Source organism: Amycolatopsis panacis, assembly GCF_003600245.1.
GTDB classification, from domain to species: Bacteria; Actinomycetota; Actinomycetes; order Mycobacteriales; family Pseudonocardiaceae; genus Amycolatopsis; species Amycolatopsis sulphurea.
The window spans coordinates 206,260-220,499 of the sequence record NZ_QZFV01000076.1 but is presented as its reverse complement, the minus strand read 5'-3'; the positions used below and the strand labels follow the sequence as shown (position 1 = coordinate 220,499).

Annotated in this window: 13 protein-coding genes; 8 read left to right on the top strand and 5 right to left on the bottom strand. The window is 68.7% G+C overall.

Features of this window, described 5'->3' with window-relative positions; all coding sequences use genetic code 11:
- The first annotated feature begins 56 nt into the window (after window positions 1–56).
- The 3 genes from acs to D5S19_RS13300 all read left to right on the top strand — a co-directional run bounded on the left by acs (window position 57) and on the right by D5S19_RS13300 (window position 3,613).
- Window positions 57–2,042 (top strand): acetate--CoA ligase, encoded by a 1,986-nt coding sequence (gene acs, locus D5S19_RS13310; RefSeq protein ID WP_120023647.1) that lies wholly within the window; start codon window positions 57–59, stop codon window positions 2,040–2,042.
- A 139-nt stretch (window positions 2,043–2,181) separates the two neighbouring features.
- Window positions 2,182–2,676 carry a DUF6319 family protein gene (locus tag D5S19_RS13305; protein WP_120023646.1) on the top strand — a complete coding sequence of 165 codons (495 nt, stop codon included), beginning with the start codon at window positions 2,182–2,184 and terminating at the stop codon, window positions 2,674–2,676.
- A gap of 208 nt (window positions 2,677–2,884) precedes the next feature.
- Window positions 2,885–3,613 carry a VIT1/CCC1 transporter family protein gene (locus D5S19_RS13300; RefSeq protein WP_120023645.1) on the top strand — a complete coding sequence of 243 codons (729 nt, stop codon included), beginning with the start codon at window positions 2,885–2,887 and terminating at the stop codon, window positions 3,611–3,613.
- Here the strand turns inward: D5S19_RS13300 and D5S19_RS13295 are convergent.
- Window positions 3,610–5,067 carry a peptide MFS transporter gene (locus tag D5S19_RS13295; RefSeq protein WP_120023644.1) on the bottom strand — a complete coding sequence of 486 codons (1,458 nt, stop codon included), beginning with the start codon at window positions 5,065–5,067 and terminating at the stop codon, window positions 3,610–3,612. The two genes, D5S19_RS13300 and D5S19_RS13295, sit on opposite strands and share 4 nt — an antisense overlap.
- A gap of 304 nt (window positions 5,068–5,371) precedes the next feature.
- On the opposite strand from D5S19_RS13295, the gene nhaA reads away from it, so the two are divergent.
- Genes nhaA through D5S19_RS13280 form a run of 3 tightly spaced genes read left to right on the top strand, consistent with a single transcriptional unit; the run spans window position 5,372 to window position 8,081 of the window.
- The gene (gene nhaA, locus D5S19_RS13290; protein WP_120023643.1) at window positions 5,372–6,559 is read left to right on the top strand and encodes a Na+/H+ antiporter NhaA; all 1,188 of its coding nucleotides are present in this window, start codon (window positions 5,372–5,374) and stop codon (window positions 6,557–6,559) included.
- 59 nt (window positions 6,560–6,618) lie between these two features.
- A complete protein-coding gene (locus D5S19_RS13285; protein ID WP_098512793.1) occupies window positions 6,619–7,116 on the top strand; it encodes a phage holin family protein in 498 nt (165 codons plus the stop codon).
- Window positions 7,117–7,148: 32 nt separating this feature from the next.
- Window positions 7,149–8,081 (top strand): alpha/beta fold hydrolase, encoded by a 933-nt coding sequence (locus D5S19_RS13280; protein ID WP_120023671.1) that lies wholly within the window; start codon window positions 7,149–7,151, stop codon window positions 8,079–8,081.
- Window positions 8,082–8,161: 80 nt separating this feature from the next.
- On the opposite strand, the gene D5S19_RS13275 is transcribed toward D5S19_RS13280, so the two are convergent.
- Genes D5S19_RS13275 through nth form a run of 4 tightly spaced genes read right to left on the bottom strand, consistent with a single transcriptional unit; the run spans window position 8,162 to window position 11,338 of the window.
- A complete protein-coding gene (locus tag D5S19_RS13275; protein WP_120023642.1) occupies window positions 8,162–9,349 on the bottom strand; it encodes a MarP family serine protease in 1,188 nt (395 codons plus the stop codon).
- Window positions 9,346–10,062: an NUDIX hydrolase gene (locus D5S19_RS13270; RefSeq protein WP_120023641.1), complete on the bottom strand. Its 717-nt coding sequence runs from the start codon at window positions 10,060–10,062 to the stop codon at window positions 9,346–9,348. Before D5S19_RS13270 ends, D5S19_RS13275 begins: the two co-directional genes overlap by 4 nt.
- Complete coding sequence (locus tag D5S19_RS13265) at window positions 10,059–10,658, bottom strand: TlpA family protein disulfide reductase (RefSeq protein ID WP_120023640.1); 600 nt, start codon at window positions 10,656–10,658, stop codon at window positions 10,059–10,061. Before D5S19_RS13265 ends, D5S19_RS13270 begins: the two co-directional genes overlap by 4 nt.
- Window positions 10,655–11,338: an endonuclease III gene (gene nth, locus D5S19_RS13260; protein ID WP_120023639.1), complete on the bottom strand. Its 684-nt coding sequence runs from the start codon at window positions 11,336–11,338 to the stop codon at window positions 10,655–10,657. The genes D5S19_RS13265 and nth overlap by 4 nt, the downstream gene beginning before the upstream one ends.
- Before the next feature lie 218 nt (window positions 11,339–11,556).
- Here nth and D5S19_RS13255 point away from each other — a divergent pair, with 218 nt between their 5' ends.
- Entirely contained in the window at window positions 11,557–11,808 is a 252-nt protein-coding gene (locus tag D5S19_RS13255; RefSeq protein WP_098512788.1) for a hypothetical protein, read from the top strand.
- A 159-nt stretch (window positions 11,809–11,967) separates the two neighbouring features.
- A complete protein-coding gene (locus D5S19_RS13250) occupies window positions 11,968–12,642 on the top strand; it encodes a Crp/Fnr family transcriptional regulator (RefSeq protein WP_003081747.1) in 675 nt (224 codons plus the stop codon).
- Window positions 12,643–14,240 lie beyond the last annotated feature (1,598 nt).

The following is a 14,240-nucleotide window of genomic DNA, read 5'->3' as shown; positions in this document are numbered from 1 at the left end:
TAACGTCGCTAACGTGCCGTGAGCCGCGGGGTTCGCACTACAGGAGGCCTTTCATCATGACCGAGCAGTCCCCAGCGTTGGATAACTTGTTGACGGAGAGTCGTTCTTTTCCGCCGGGTGCGGAGTTCGCGGGTGCGGCGAATGTGGGGCCGGATGTGTATGGGGCGGCCGAGGAGGACCGGGAAGAGTTCTGGGCGGAGCAGGCGCGGCGGCTGTCGTGGGACACCGGGTGGTCGCGGGTGCTGGATTGGTCGGGGGCGCCGTTCGCGAAGTGGTTCGCGGGGGGCCGGTTGAATGTGGCGTATAATTGTGTGGATCGGCATGTGGAGGCGGGGTTCGGGGATCAGGTCGCGATTCATTGGGTGGGGGAGCCGGGTGATACGCGGGATATCACGTATGCGCAGTTGAAGGATGATGTGTCGCGGGCGGCGAATGCGTTGGTGTCGGTGGGGGTGGTCGCGGGGGATGTGGTCGCGATCCAGTTGCAGATGGTGCCGGAGGCGATTGTCGCGATGCTGGCGTGCGCCCGCATCGGCGCGCTGCACAGTGTGGTGTTCGGGGGGTTTTCGCCGACGGCGTTGCGGGCCCGGGTGGATGACGCGGCCGCGAAGGTGGTGATCACCTCGGATGGGCAGTATCGGCGGGGTAAGGCGGCGCCGATGAAGGCGAATGTGGATGAGGCGCTGGCGGGTGCGGAGTCGGTGGAGAAGGTGATCGTGGTCCGCCGCACGGGAGACGCACTGGAGGGGGCGACGCCGTGGGTGGCGGGGCGGGATGTGTGGTGGCACGACCTGGTCGACGCGCAGCCGGCGGAGCATCGGCCGGAGGCGTTTGACAGTGAGCATCCGTTGTTCATTTTGTATACGTCGGGGACGACAGGGCGGCCGAAGGGGATTCTGCACACCTCGGGTGGGTATTTGACGCAGGCGGCGTATACGCATCATGTGGTGTTCGATCACAAGCCGGGCGTGGATGTGTATTGGTGCACGGCGGATATCGGGTGGATCACCGGGCATTCCTATATCGTGTACGGGCCGTTGGCGAACCGGGTCACGCAGGTGGTGTATGAGGGGACCCCGAACACGCCGCACGAGGGCCGGCACTGGGAGATCATCCAGAAATACAAGGTGTCGATCTATTACACGGCGCCGACGTTGATCCGGACGTTCATGAAGTGGGGTGCCGACATCCCCGCGAAATACGACCTGTCGAGCCTGCGGGTGCTGGGGAGTGTGGGTGAGCCGATCAACCCGGAGGCGTGGATCTGGTACCGGGACACGATCGGCGCGTCGAAGACCCCGATTGTGGACACGTGGTGGCAGACCGAGACCGGCGCGATCATGATCTCGCCGTTACCGGGGGTGACCGCGACGAAACCCGGGTCGGCGCAGCGGGCGCTGCCGGGGATCTCGGCGAAGGTCGTGGACGACACCGGCACCGAGGTCCCGCCCGGCGGTGGCGGCTACCTGGTGCTGGACAAGCCGTGGCCCTCGATGCTGCGGGGGGTGTGGGGCGACGACGAGCGGTTCCGGGACACCTACTGGTCCCGGTTCGCCGAACAGGGCTTCTACTTCGCCGGGGACGGCGCGAAATACGACACCGACGGCGACATCTGGCTGTTGGGCCGGGTCGATGACGTGATGAACGTGTCCGGGCACCGCATCTCCACCACCGAGGTCGAGTCCGCGCTGGTGTCGCATCCCGCTGTCGCCGAAGCCGCCGTGGTCGGCGCGTCCGACCCCACCACCGGGCAAGGCATCGTCGCGTTCGTCATCCTCCGCGCCGCCCACACCACCGACAGCGGTGGGGAGGACGCGGTGCAGGAACTCCGCAACCACGTCGCCAAAGAAATCGGCCCCATCGCCAAACCCCGCCAAATCCTCATCGTCCCCGAACTCCCCAAAACCCGCTCCGGCAAAATCATGCGCCGCCTCCTGCGCGACATCGCCGAAAACCGCACCATCGGCGACGTCACCACCCTCGCCGACTCCAGCGTCATGGACCTCATCTCCGCAGGCCTGAACACCGGCAAGGAGGAGTAGTAGGTTCTTCCCGCGAGGAAGGGGCGCGCCCGGCCGGGAGCGCCCCTTCCTCGCGTCCGCACCCCCGTGCACGGCCATCGAACGCATGTTCTACGATGCCCGCGTACCCACCCCAGATTCGGGCAAGGAGACGACACGAATGTCCGTGGAAGCCGTGACGCAGGACGAAACCGCTGCGGCCGGGACGGCGGCGGAGTCGCCGGCCGCCGAAGCTCCGCAGGTCACCGAGCCGGTCGCCGCACCGTCGCCCGCAGAGCAGGACTCCACCGGCGAGTCCGGGGACACCCCGCCCGACCAGCCCGTCGTCGAATCGCCCAAGCCGAAGCGTGGCCGCCCGAAGGCCACGCCGTCGACGGCGAAGAAGACCCGCACCGTGGAACTCACGCTCACCGTCACCGGCACCGCCGACGGGGAGTGGCAGGCCGAGCTGAAGAACGGCAGCAAGTGGGTCGCGAAGGGCCTGGAAATCCCGGCCGCCGCGGTGTCGCGGGCGGCGAAGGAGCTGCACGAGGACCTGTCCGGCCCGATCGACGAGGTCATCAACGCCGCCCGTGAGGCGCAGGCGGCGAAGGTGGCGCAGCTGGAGGCCGAGCTCGAAGCGGCCAAGGCGGCGCTCGCCGAGCTGGACGTCTGAACCATCCGACGAAGGAAACGCCCGGTGGTCCGCGTACCGCCGGGCGTTTCTCATACCATCGGCGAGCCGAAGCCACAATTCCACTCGCCACAATAAGATCACCTCAGCAAAGGCATGACACAGTGAGGTTTGCCTTTCTTAACTCCCCGGCCGGCAATAATTCCGCCGAGTATCGCGTGCGCACAATCTTCGTGCTTCACTGGCCATTGTGACCGAAACGCAGCGGCAGCTCGGCGAGCACGATCCCCACGAACCGCACGAGGACCTCGGCGGCAAGCTGAACTGGTTGCGCGCCGGAGTTCTCGGGGCGAACGACGGGATCGTGTCGGTGGCCGGCATCGTGGTCGGGGTCGCCGGGGCGACCACGAGCAGTACCGCGATCCTCACCGCGGGAATTGCCGGGCTGGTCGCCGGCGCGTTTTCCATGGCCGGCGGGGAATACGTGAGCGTGAGTACCCAGCGGGACACCGAACAGGCGCAGCTGCGCCTGGAGAAGCACGAACTGAAAACCATGCCCGAGGCCGAGGAACGCGAGCTGGCGCAGATCTACCAGGAGAAGGGCCTCTCCCCCGAGCTGGCCGGACAGGTGGCGCGGGAACTGACCCGCAAGGATGCCCTGCAGGCGCACGCCGAGGCGGAACTCGGCATCGATCCGGACAACCTGACCAGCCCATGGCAGGCCGCGTGGGCTTCGCTCGTCGCGTTCACGGCCGGCGCGCTGCTGCCGTTGCTGGCGATCGCCTGGACGACGGTCAGCGTGCGCGTGTGGGCCTGTGCGCTGGCGGTGGCGGCAGGCCTCGCGCTGACCGGGTTCGTCAGCGCGAGGCTCGGCAACGCGAAGGCAGGGCGGGCGATCGTCCGCAACGTGGGCGTCGGCGCCCTCACCATGCTCGTCACCTACTTCGTCGGCGTGGCCTTCGGCACCACCATCGGTTAGTGCACGCCCTTCATCAGCTTGCGCACGAACGGAAGGCAGGCGAACAACAGCAGCCCGACCGCGACCGCGACACCGCCGATGATGCTGAAGTACGGCGTTTCGTTGTGCACGTCGTAGGACTCCGCGAGCTTGCCCGACAGCGCCGTACCCAGTGACACGGACAGAAAGTTCAGCGCCACCATCTGCGTGCGGAACTTCTCCGGCGCGAGCTTCGTGGACAACGACAGCCCGACCGGCGAGAGCATCAGCTCACCGGCGGTGAACACGAACAGGATGCCGGCCAGCGCGATCAGCGGACTGCCGTTCTCCCCCGTCCCGGTCATCGGCAGGAACAGCAGGAACGCCAAGCCCATCAGCACCGTGCCGAACACGAACTTCATCGGCGTGGACGGCTGCCGCGGGCCGAGCTTGGTCCAGATCGCCGCGACGATCGGGGCGAGCACGATGACGAACACCGGATTGATCGAGTTGACCCAGGACACCGGCATCTCCCAGCCGAACAGGTTCCGGTCCAGCCGCTGGTCGCTGTAGATCGCCACGACCGTCGACTGCTGCTGGTAGAGGGAGAAGAACGCGGCACTGGCGAGGTACATCGGGATGAACGAGAACACCCGGCTGCGCTCGTCGGCGGTGATCTTCCTGCTGGTCAGGATGACCACGAAGTACACCACCGAGATCACCACCACGAGGTAGATCACCACATCGGCGAGGTTCTCCGCGGTGATCACCCCGGAGGTGATCAGCACGGCGATCGCGACTACGAGCACCACGGCGACCACGATCGGGACCATCCGCTGCGAGGAGGGCAGCGGGTTCGGCACCTCGGAGGCCTTCTCGCCGAGGTTCTTGCGGCCGAGCGTGTACTGGATCAGGCCGAGCGCCATGCCGATCGCGGCAAGCCCGAAGCCGAAGTGGAATCCGAGGTTCTGCTGGGCGAGCCCGGTCAGCAGCGGGCCGAGGAACCCGCCGAGGTTGACGCCCATGTAGAAGATCGTGAAGCCGGCGTCGCGCCGTTCGTCGCCTTCGGCGTAGAGCGTGCCGACCACCGAGGTGGCGTTGCCCTTCAGCCCACCGGAACCGAGCGCCACGCAGGCGAGGCCGACTCCGACCCCGGCCATTCCGGGCAGCACCGCCAGCGCGATGTGCCCGATCATCACGATGATCGCGCTGTAGAACAAGGTCCGTTCGGAGCCGAGCAGCCGGTCCGCGATCCAGGCACCGACCACAGTGGACAGATACACGGTGCCGCCGTAGGCGCCGACGATGCCGACCGCGGCACTCTGGTTGATTCCGAGCCCACCCTGGCTCGCCTGGTAGTAGAGGTAGATGGCGAGGATGCCCTGCATCCCGTAGTAGGAGAAGCGCTCCCACATCTCCACGCCGAAGAGGTTCGCCAGTCCCCGCGGGTGACCGAAGAACCTCGTGTCCTGCTGGACCTCGGTAGAGCTGCTCACAACTGTCTCGTTCCTTGCGCTGGGACAACGTTGTCGTGCTTGTTTCGCATGCTAGGAGGAGAACAGGTGAACGAGAAACCGGCGTCGATAGGTGACTCGCTCGGTCGTTCGGCGCAGACCGTCGAGCAGCATGGGCAGGGGGAACAGGAAGTCCTTCAGCTCGTCCTGGTGGCTGACCTATCCGTTTCACGTTCGGTAACGCAGGCCACTGCGCTCCGGTGTACCGGCCGGTAGACTGGCTTATCGGTGTGCCGGGAAGCCTGGTCGGCAACAGGTTTCGTCGACCCCTCCCGGAGGTTTGCCCGTGATCGCACCGCGCCGCGCCGTCGCCGAGTTCACCCGTTACCTGCGCACCGAGACCACCGGCGGGCTGATCCTGCTCGCCGCGACCGCGGTGGCGCTCGTCTGGGCGAACTCACCGCTGCGCGGTACTTACGAAGCGCTGCGCGACTTCCGGCTCGGCCCGGAGTTCCTGCACTTGAACCTCACCGTCGGCGACTGGGCGAAGGACGGGCTGCTCGCGCTGTTCTTCTTCGTCGCCGGGCTGGAACTCAAGCGGGAACTCGTGGTGGGCGAGCTGTCCCGGGTCAAGCAGGCGATCCTGCCGGTCCTCGCCGCGGCCGGCGGAATGCTGGTGCCCGCGCTGGTCGCGCTCACGATCGGGGCAGGCACGCCGGGCATGGACCGGGCCTGGGCGATCCCGGTGGCCACCGACATCGCGTTCGCGCTCGGCGTACTCGCGCTGACCGCGTCGAACCTGCCCAGCAGCGCGCGGGTGTTCCTGCTTTCCCTGGCCGTGGTGGACGATCTCGGTGCCATCCTGATCATCGCGATCGTCTTCACCAGCGGGTTCGACCTGATCGCCGCCGGAGTCGCGGTGCTCGCGCTCGCGCTGTACGCGTTCCTCCAGCACAAACGCGTGCGCACGTCCTGGCTGTACGTCCCGCTCGCGCTGGTCACCTGGGTCGCGGTGCATTCCGCCGGGGTGCACGCGACGATCGCCGGCGTCCTGCTCGGCCTGCTCACCCGGGTCCGCCCGGACGAGGGCGAGGACGAAGCTCCCGCGATCCGGCTGGAACACCGGCTGCAGCCGTGGTCGGCCGCGGTCGCGGTGCCGATGTTCGCCTTGTTCGCCGCGGGGATCGCGGTGAACGGCGACGCGCTGGCGCAGGTGTTCACCACGGCGTTGCCGCTGGCCGTCCTTTTCGGACTCGTCGGCGGGAAGTTCGTGGGCATCCTCGGCGCGAGCATACTGGCGGTGAAGCTGCGGATAGCGGAGAAGCCCCGCGGCATGGGCTGGCGCGACCTGAGCGCGCTGGCGCTGCTGGGCGGCGTCGGGTTCACGGTGAGCCTGCTGATCGCCGAACTGGCGCTGCCCGAAGAAACCAGCGAGCTGGCCAAGGCGGCGGTGCTGATCGGATCCGCGGTGGCCTCGCTGGGCTCGGCCGCGCTGCTGCTGCGGCGCAGCCGGGCACACGCGCCGGTGGACTGATCACGACACTCCCGCCGGTCCGTCGCGCCCGGAGAACGGCCACGTGGCACGATGACCCGGTGAGCAGCCCCAAACACGAGCGCACCAGCCCCGACGGCGTGGGGGCCGTGCCGTACCTGCCCCTGTCCAGCGATGAGGAGGCCGCGGCGAGCGAGCAATCCATCGGCAGGCTGGTCGGCGACGCCACCCAGCACCTGTCGACGCTGGTCCGGGCCGAGGTGGAACTGGCGAAGTCGGAGCTGGTCGCCGAGATGAAGAAGGCGCTCAAAGGCGCGGTCTTCTTCCTCATCGCGCTCGCGGTGGGGCTCTACAGTTCCTACTTCCTGTTCCTGTTCGTCGCGGAGATCCTGTCCGACTGGTGGGGTGTCCGCTGGCCGGCGTTCCTCACCGTGTTCGGCCTGATGCTGCTGACCACGGCGCTGACCGCGTTCCTCGGCTGGCGCAAGGTGAAAAAGCTACGCGCCCCGGAACGCACCATCGGCAGTGTCAAGGAGACCGCCGCGGCACTCAAGCCGCGTAAGGCCGCCGAAGACGACCTGCCCGCCACCCAAGCCTGACCGCGGCCGGGCGGGCTGAGGCGGAGCAGGTGCTGGAGCTGACCCCGGACCCGTCGATCGTGCGGGCCGAAGGCCCATGGATACACCGCGACATCTCGGCCAACGGCATCCGGCTGCACGTCGCCGAGTGCGGCGAGGGGCCGCTGGTGCTGTTCCTGCACGGATTCGCCGAGTACTGGTGGGCCTGGCACCACCAGCTGCCCGCGATGGCCGAAGCGGGCTTCCGCGCGGTCGCGGTGGACCTGCGCGGCTACGGCGACTCGGACAAACCACCGCGCGGCTACGACGCGTGGACGCTGGCAGGCGACGTCGGTGGCCTCATCAAGGCCCTCGGCGCCCGCCGGGCACACCTCGTCGGGCACGCCTGGGGCGGAATGCTCGCGTGGACCGTCGCGGCGTTGCACCCGCGGCTGGTCGCCTCGGTGACGTCCGTGGGCGGCGCGCATCCGCTGGCACTCAAGTCCGCGGTGAAACGCTCGGCCTTGCGCCCCGCGCGCGGACAAGCACGGGCGACCGGGCACCTATTCCGTTTCCAGGTCCCGATGGCGCCGGAGAAATGGCTGGTCCGAGACAGCGCGGCCAACGTCGAGACACTCTTCTCCGACTGGTCCGGCGCACGCTGGCGCGGCACGCGGGCGTTCGCCGAGACCGTGCCTGCGTTCCGGCAGGCGATGCTCGTACCCGGGGTCGCGCATTCCGCGCTGGAGTACTACCGCTGGGCGTTCCGCGCGCAGTTCCGCGGCGACGGCCGCCGGTTCACCGAGGCGGTCGGGCGGCGGGTGACCGCCCCGTTGCTGCAACTGCACGGCGCTGAGGACACCTGCATCCTCCCGGAAACCGCGCTGACGTCGGTGCACTGGGCGGGGCCGCACCAGGCCCCGCGGATCTGGCCGGAGGTGGGGCACTTCCCGCACCTGGAAGTCCCGGAGCGGGTCACCGAATCCCTCATCGACTTCGTGCGCTGACCGCTGGGCCGCAAAGCTGTGAAGGGTCCCTTCACAGCCTCAGCGGCCGTGAAGGGACCCTTCACAGCCCTTCCCGGGACTCAAGCAGCGCAGGCGCCGGTGGCCACCCGGCTGGTCTGCGACGGGGCCGCGTCGACCTCCGCGCGGACCTGTTCGGCGGTCAGCGTGAACCCGGTGTCCTGATCCTCGACGGCCGCGCCGAACACGACCCCGATCACCTCTCCGTCCGGCGTGATCATCGGGCCGCCGGAGTTTCCGCTGCGTACGGTGCCGCGGACGGTGAACACGTCGCGTTGCACGGTGTTGGCGTCATAGATGTCCGGACCACGCAGGTTGATCCGCTGCCGGATCCGGGCCGCAGTCGAGGTGTACGGGCCGTCGAGCGGGTAACCGAGCACTACGGCGTTGTCGCCCGCCTTCGCGGTCTCCGGAGCGAACGGCAGCACCGGCGCGCTCAACCCGGGTACCGCCAGCACCGCGATGTCCACCTCAGGATCGAAGTACACGACCCGTGCCCGGTAATCGCCCGCAGTGGACTCGATGCCGACTTCGTCGGTACCGGCGACCACGTGCGCGTTCGTCATCACGCGCTGCGGCGCGATCACGAAGCCACTGCCTTCCAGCGAACGCGAGCACGACGGCGCGCTGCCGCGGATCTTGACCACACTCGGGTGCACCCGGCGCGCGACCGCGGAGACGTTGGCGGACGAGGTGTCCGGCGGCGGCGTGTCCACTGCGGGCGCCTTCTCGAACGGCGCCAGCACGGACGGGAACCCGGACGCGTCCAGCAGCTTGCGCAGATCGCTCGGCAACCCTTGCGCTTCCGACGGCATCAGGTCGTTGACCTTGCCGAGCACCACCGAGGAGTTGATCGACTTCGCCAGCCCCGGCACCGCGGACACCGTGGTGAGCGGGTTCGCCACCAGCCACGCCACGATGAACACCGCCGCTCCCTGCACAATCGCGCCGAGCGTCTTGTCGATCGCGGACAGCCGGTCCGGGTTGATCTTGTTCCGCAGCTTCCGGCCGGCCCACACACCGAGCGTCTCGCCCAGCACGATCAGGAACACCACCACGGCGAACGCGAACGCGACCTTCGCCACCGGGTTGTCGAACAGTTCGATCACGAACGGCGCGAGCTTCACCCCGCCCACCGCGCCCAGCCCGACACCGATCAGCGCGGGCAGCGCCACGACCACGCCCTGGAACGCCCCGGACACGGCCGCCATCAGTGCGAGCACCAGCACCACGACGTCGACCCAGTTCACCGGCGTCCCTCCTCGCCCGAGCCGCCCAGTGCCGCGTTCCGGGCCTGGTGTTCGGCCCACGCTACGTCAAGGTCCCGCACGTCGCCGGTCTCCCACTCCCGTTCCCAACCGCCGAGGGAAAGCAACACCGAGAGCAGCCCAGCGGTAAAGCCCCACACGAACAGGCCGTCGACGTTGAAGGCAGGCCCCTTCCACGACGTACCCTCCCGGCTCACGCGGAACCGGTTGGCCGGGTCGGCCAGATCGGCCAGCGACACCCGGGCGACCGCGGCGGTCTCGCCCGGATCGACCGCGCGTACCGGCGAAGGCTCGTGCCAATACGCCAGCACCGGCGTGACGGCGAAGCGCGAGACCGGCACGTACAGCTCCGGCAGCACCGCGACCGGCAGCACGCCGGACGGATCGACGCCGGTCTCCTCCTCCGCCTCACGCAGCGCCGTACCGACCGGTCCGCCGTCGCCGTCTTCGGCGCCGCCGCCGGGGAAGGCCACCTGACCAGCGTGCGAACCGAGGGTCTCGGCCCGGCGGGTGAGCAGCACGTCCGGCCCGTCCGCCCGTTCGCCGAACAGGATGAGCACCGCGGCGGCCCGGGTGAGCAGGTCCTCGGGCGGGCTGAACCTGGTGAACGCGCGGCTGTCCACTTCCGCTGACACCTTCACCAGGGGCCGCAGCCATGCCGGAACAGCCTCGGGTTCGACGAGCGGTCCGGTCATGAGAAGTCCTTCACAGCGGCACGCACCTGCTCGGTGCTGTCGAACAACCGTGGGGTGGCGATGAACCGAACTTGCCCGTCCGCGGTGACGAGGTACGAAGCGGGCAACGACGACGGCACCTTCAACGCTGCGCGGATCGGACCGGTCTGGCCACCGCCGTCATAGAGCGACGGCAGGTGTACGCCAAGCCGCGTGAGAAGGCCTAGTCCGTCTTCAGCGGGACTCGCGACCTGTACGCCGAGTACTCGTACCGCGCCCGGCTCGTCCGCGTAGCGCTGCAACACCGGCAGCTCCGTCCGGCACGGCTGGCACCACGAAGCCCACACGTTGACCAGCGTGGGCGCACCGCCGAGCACCTTGGCGACGTCGACGCGCGCGCCGTCGCCGAGGCAGTCGGCCTGGATGCCCTCGGCCTGAGCGACCGGCTTTCCGCTGGGAGGCGGGCAAGGACTCAGCCTCGCTTGCGCCCGTACCGCCGCGAGATCCCCGGTCGCGGCAGGCGCGGACTTGTCGTCGCCACGCAGGGTCAGCACCGCGGCCAACGCAGCGGCGACGAGTACCGCGACGCCCAGGGCCCACTTCGTGGCAGTGGTCACCCTCGCGCCGCCAGCTCGAGAATGTGGTCGCGCTCCTCGCCCTTGACCAGCTTCGCGGCGATCTCGAACTCGGTCGGCCCGGCGCCGAACGACGGGCAGTCCTTGCGCAGCGGACAGGCCCCGCAGGCCGGCTTGCGTGCGTGGCAGACCCGGCGGCCGTGGAAGATCACACGGTGGGACAGCATCGTCCACTCCTTGCGCGGAATCAGCTCGCCGACCGCGTGCTCGACCTTGACCGGGTCCTCCTCGGCGGTCCAGCCCCATCGGCGCACGAGCCGGCCGAAGTGGGTGTCCACTGTGATGCCCGGCACGTCGAAGGCGTTGCCGAGCACCACGTTCGCGGTCTTGCGGCCCACGCCCGGGAGGGTGACCAGCTGCTCCAGTCTGCGCGGCACCTCGCCGTCGAACCGCTCGACGAGCGCCGCGCCGAGCCCCAGCAGCGAGTTGGCCTTGGCCCGGAAGAACCCGGTCGGGCGCAGGAACTCCTCCAGCTCGGCGCGGTCGGCCGCGGCGTAGTCGGCGGCGGTGCGGTACTTCGCGAACAACGCCGGCGTGACCAGGTTCACCCGCACGTCCGTGGTCTGCGCGGACAGCACCACCGCGACCAGCAGTTCCAGCGGATTCGTGAAATCCAGCTCGGCTTTCGCGTCCGGATATACCTCGTCCAGGCAACGTTTCATCCGCCGGGCGCGTCTTACGAGGGCTAGCCGGCTTTCGGCGCCACCCTTGCGGGGGGCGTTCGGGGCAGCTGGTGGCACCCCGATAGCCTACGGGCGAGTCGGACGAGCCGGTCGGAGCACCCGACGGTGGGCGGCCGACCCGCCAGAACACCACCTTGGCGCACGTCCGCCATGAGCGAGGATCTGGAGTCCATGACTGTGTTTGACGGATGTGTCGCATGACCGTCTGGTTCGTGATCTTGGTCCCCCTGGTGATCATGTTCTTCGCGCTTTTCATGGAGCGGGTGGAGACCCGGCTCAAGCATGTCGCGGTGCAGGAGAACGAGGTCGAGGAGTTCCTGGAGAAGGCTCAGCCGAACGAGGTGCGGGCGCTCTACGGGCACGGGATCGGCCGGGCGCTGGAGCTGTTCAGGCTACGTCGGCTGGGCGGACGGGCAGCCAGGCTACGCGCGCGGCGCGTGCGGAGTTAGGCTGCTCAGTCGGACGAGGTCATCCCCCGGCCGCCGGCTTCGCTCGGCGAGCCGACGGGCGATCTTGCCGGTAGACCCTAGACTGACGCGAAAGTGATCGGCGACACTGCCTCCGGCTTGCGGAGGCAGTGCTCGTTTCTCGACGAGGAGGCACCCGAGGTGGACGAAACCCTGGCCCGTGCGGGCATTTTCCAGGGTGTGGAGCCGGCAGCGGCGGAGGCGCTGGCCCAGACCTTGGAATCCGTGGAGTTCCCCCGCGGCCACGTCATCTTCAACGAGGGCGAACCGGGCGACAAGCTGTACATCATCCAGTCCGGCAAGGTGAAGATCGGCCGCAAGTCGCCGGACGGCCGGGAGAACCTGCTCGGCATCTTCGGCCCGTCCGACATGTTCGGCGAGCTGTCCATTTTCGACCCCGGCCCCCGCACCTCGAGCGCGACGACGGTCACCGAGGTCCGCGCGGTCACGATGGACCGCCCGGCGCTGCGCCAGTGGATCTCGACCCGCCCGGAGATCGCCGAGCAGCTGCTGCGCGTGGTGGCCCGCCGCCTGCGCCGCACGAACAACATGGTCGCCGAGCTGATCTTCACCGACGTGCCCGGCCGGGTGGCCCGCGCGCTGCTGCAGCTGGCCCAGCGCTTCGGCAGCCAGGAAGCCGGCCTGCTGCGCGTGACGCACGACCTCACCCAGGAGGAGATCGCCCAGTACGTGGGCGCCTCCCGCGAGACCGTGAACAAGGCACTCGCCGACTTCGCCCACCGCGGCTGGCTCCGGCTGGAAGGCAAGAGCGTGCTGATCCTGGACCCGGAGCGGCTGGCCCGCCGCGCCCGCTGACGTAGTCCCGAAGGCCACTCCCACCGTCTCGTGCTGGTGGGAGTGGCTTTTGGCTTGTCTGGGGCGGGTCCTTCGGGGGTCCGGCGGGGTGCCTGACCGGGTCTCCTGTGGATGTTCCCGGCTGGGCTTCCCGGTGCCCCGCTGGGTTTCCCCCGATGCCGGGGGGCCTGGGTTCCCGGCGTCTTCCGCCCAGCAGGGCTCCCGTTGGAAGCGTGCCCGGCAGGGATCCTGAGGTCCGGGGGCGAGGTCTCCCGCGGAGACCTGACGGACTTGACTGGCACAGCGTTTGCCTGGCGGGCGTCTGCCCGGCGCGGAGTTTGCCCGGAGCGAGGCTGCACAGCGCGACGTTTGCCCGGCGGAATGTTCGCGCGGGCAAAGGCAAAACTGCCCGTACTGGGCGGGATTCCCGGCCACTCCGGCATTGACCGGCGGCAACCGTCACGTTGCGTACTCACCATGCCGGTCACCCTGGACATCACCGGGCCGCTCGCCATCTTGGCGGTAACCATCAGTGATCTTCGAGGTTTCGCCCTGCGATCCCGTCGGCGAATCATGCGGAGGACGCCGTACTCGGCCGTCGACTTTGGACGCTTCCTCCCACGGCACCAGGCTCGGCCTATGCCAACTCGGACCACTTCCACCAGCCGAGCGCACTGCGCTCAGCCGCCAACTCCGGGCTTCCTCCCCGTGTCGACGGCACTGCGCTCGACACAGCCAGGCACCATTCCCCTGACCAGCCAACGCGCTCAGCCGTCAACACAGGCCGCGTCTTCCCTGCAGACGGTCCACTCGCCAACGGCGCACAGCCACGTCTCGGCGTCGGCCGGCACTCAGTACTGCCGCGCAGCCTCGTGCTGCCAGACCTACCGGTCTCGCCCTGTCCACGCCATCCTGGTCAGCCGCCCGTACCCATCAAGTCCCGGTCCGGATCCTTGTAGGTGGAGCGGCCAGCCCCACTGCCCGAATGAGCCCGCCAGGAACTCTCCTCGGCCGGCCGCTGCCTTCAGCCGGATTCCGCGCCCCCACATCCCCAGCCCACACACATCCCGAACCCCAGCCCCGACATTTCCCCTACGACCTGCGCCTTCTCCCACCGACACCCCGCCGAACCCGCACAGTGACAACCCCACCCGAGATTTCCCCGATCGCGGAGACCTCGTCCCCCACACGTGCGGCATCCACCCGACCCCACCGTGTCCTCCCCGCACTCCGGCTCCGCGACCGGAAAATGACAAGGAGCCGGGCGCCACCCCCGACGTGGCGCACCGGCTCCTTGCCTGTGCGCGGATCATCCCCCGACGACCCGCGCTCCCCGCCCTCCGGACCAGGCCCCGACCCTTATGCCGGAGGGAGCTGGGTGCTGTGTTGTTGTACAACCATCATGGCCACTACCCACGAATTCAAGGCCATTCACCCTCAAGGACGCCGACTCCGCGGATTAGTTGCACCAGTTCATCGAAAATCCATCTGCCGTTACCGGATCGAGACCCAGCCGCCCCCTACAACCGGCGTTTCAAGCCCCGCGGAGAGGGCCGAGCATCGCCGGCCGACGATGCGGCTGGACTACGTCCGAGCACCTTCACGGTACTCCGCGACAG

Excerpts from the sequence above, each read along its gene's own strand:
- acs (WP_120023647.1), top strand. The coding sequence starts at position 57 with ATGACCGAGCAGTCCCCAGCGTTGGATAACTTGTTGACGGAGAGTCGT.
- D5S19_RS13305 (WP_120023646.1), top strand. The coding sequence starts at position 2,182 with ATGTCCGTGGAAGCCGTGACGCAGGACGAAACCGCTGCGGCCGGGACG.
- D5S19_RS13270 (WP_120023641.1), bottom strand. The coding sequence starts at position 10,062 with ATGACCGGACCGCTCGTCGAACCCGAGGCTGTTCCGGCATGGCTGCGG.
- nth (WP_120023639.1), bottom strand. The coding sequence starts at position 11,338 with ATGAAACGTTGCCTGGACGAGGTATATCCGGACGCGAAAGCCGAGCTG.
- D5S19_RS13255 (WP_098512788.1), top strand. The coding sequence starts at position 11,557 with ATGACCGTCTGGTTCGTGATCTTGGTCCCCCTGGTGATCATGTTCTTC.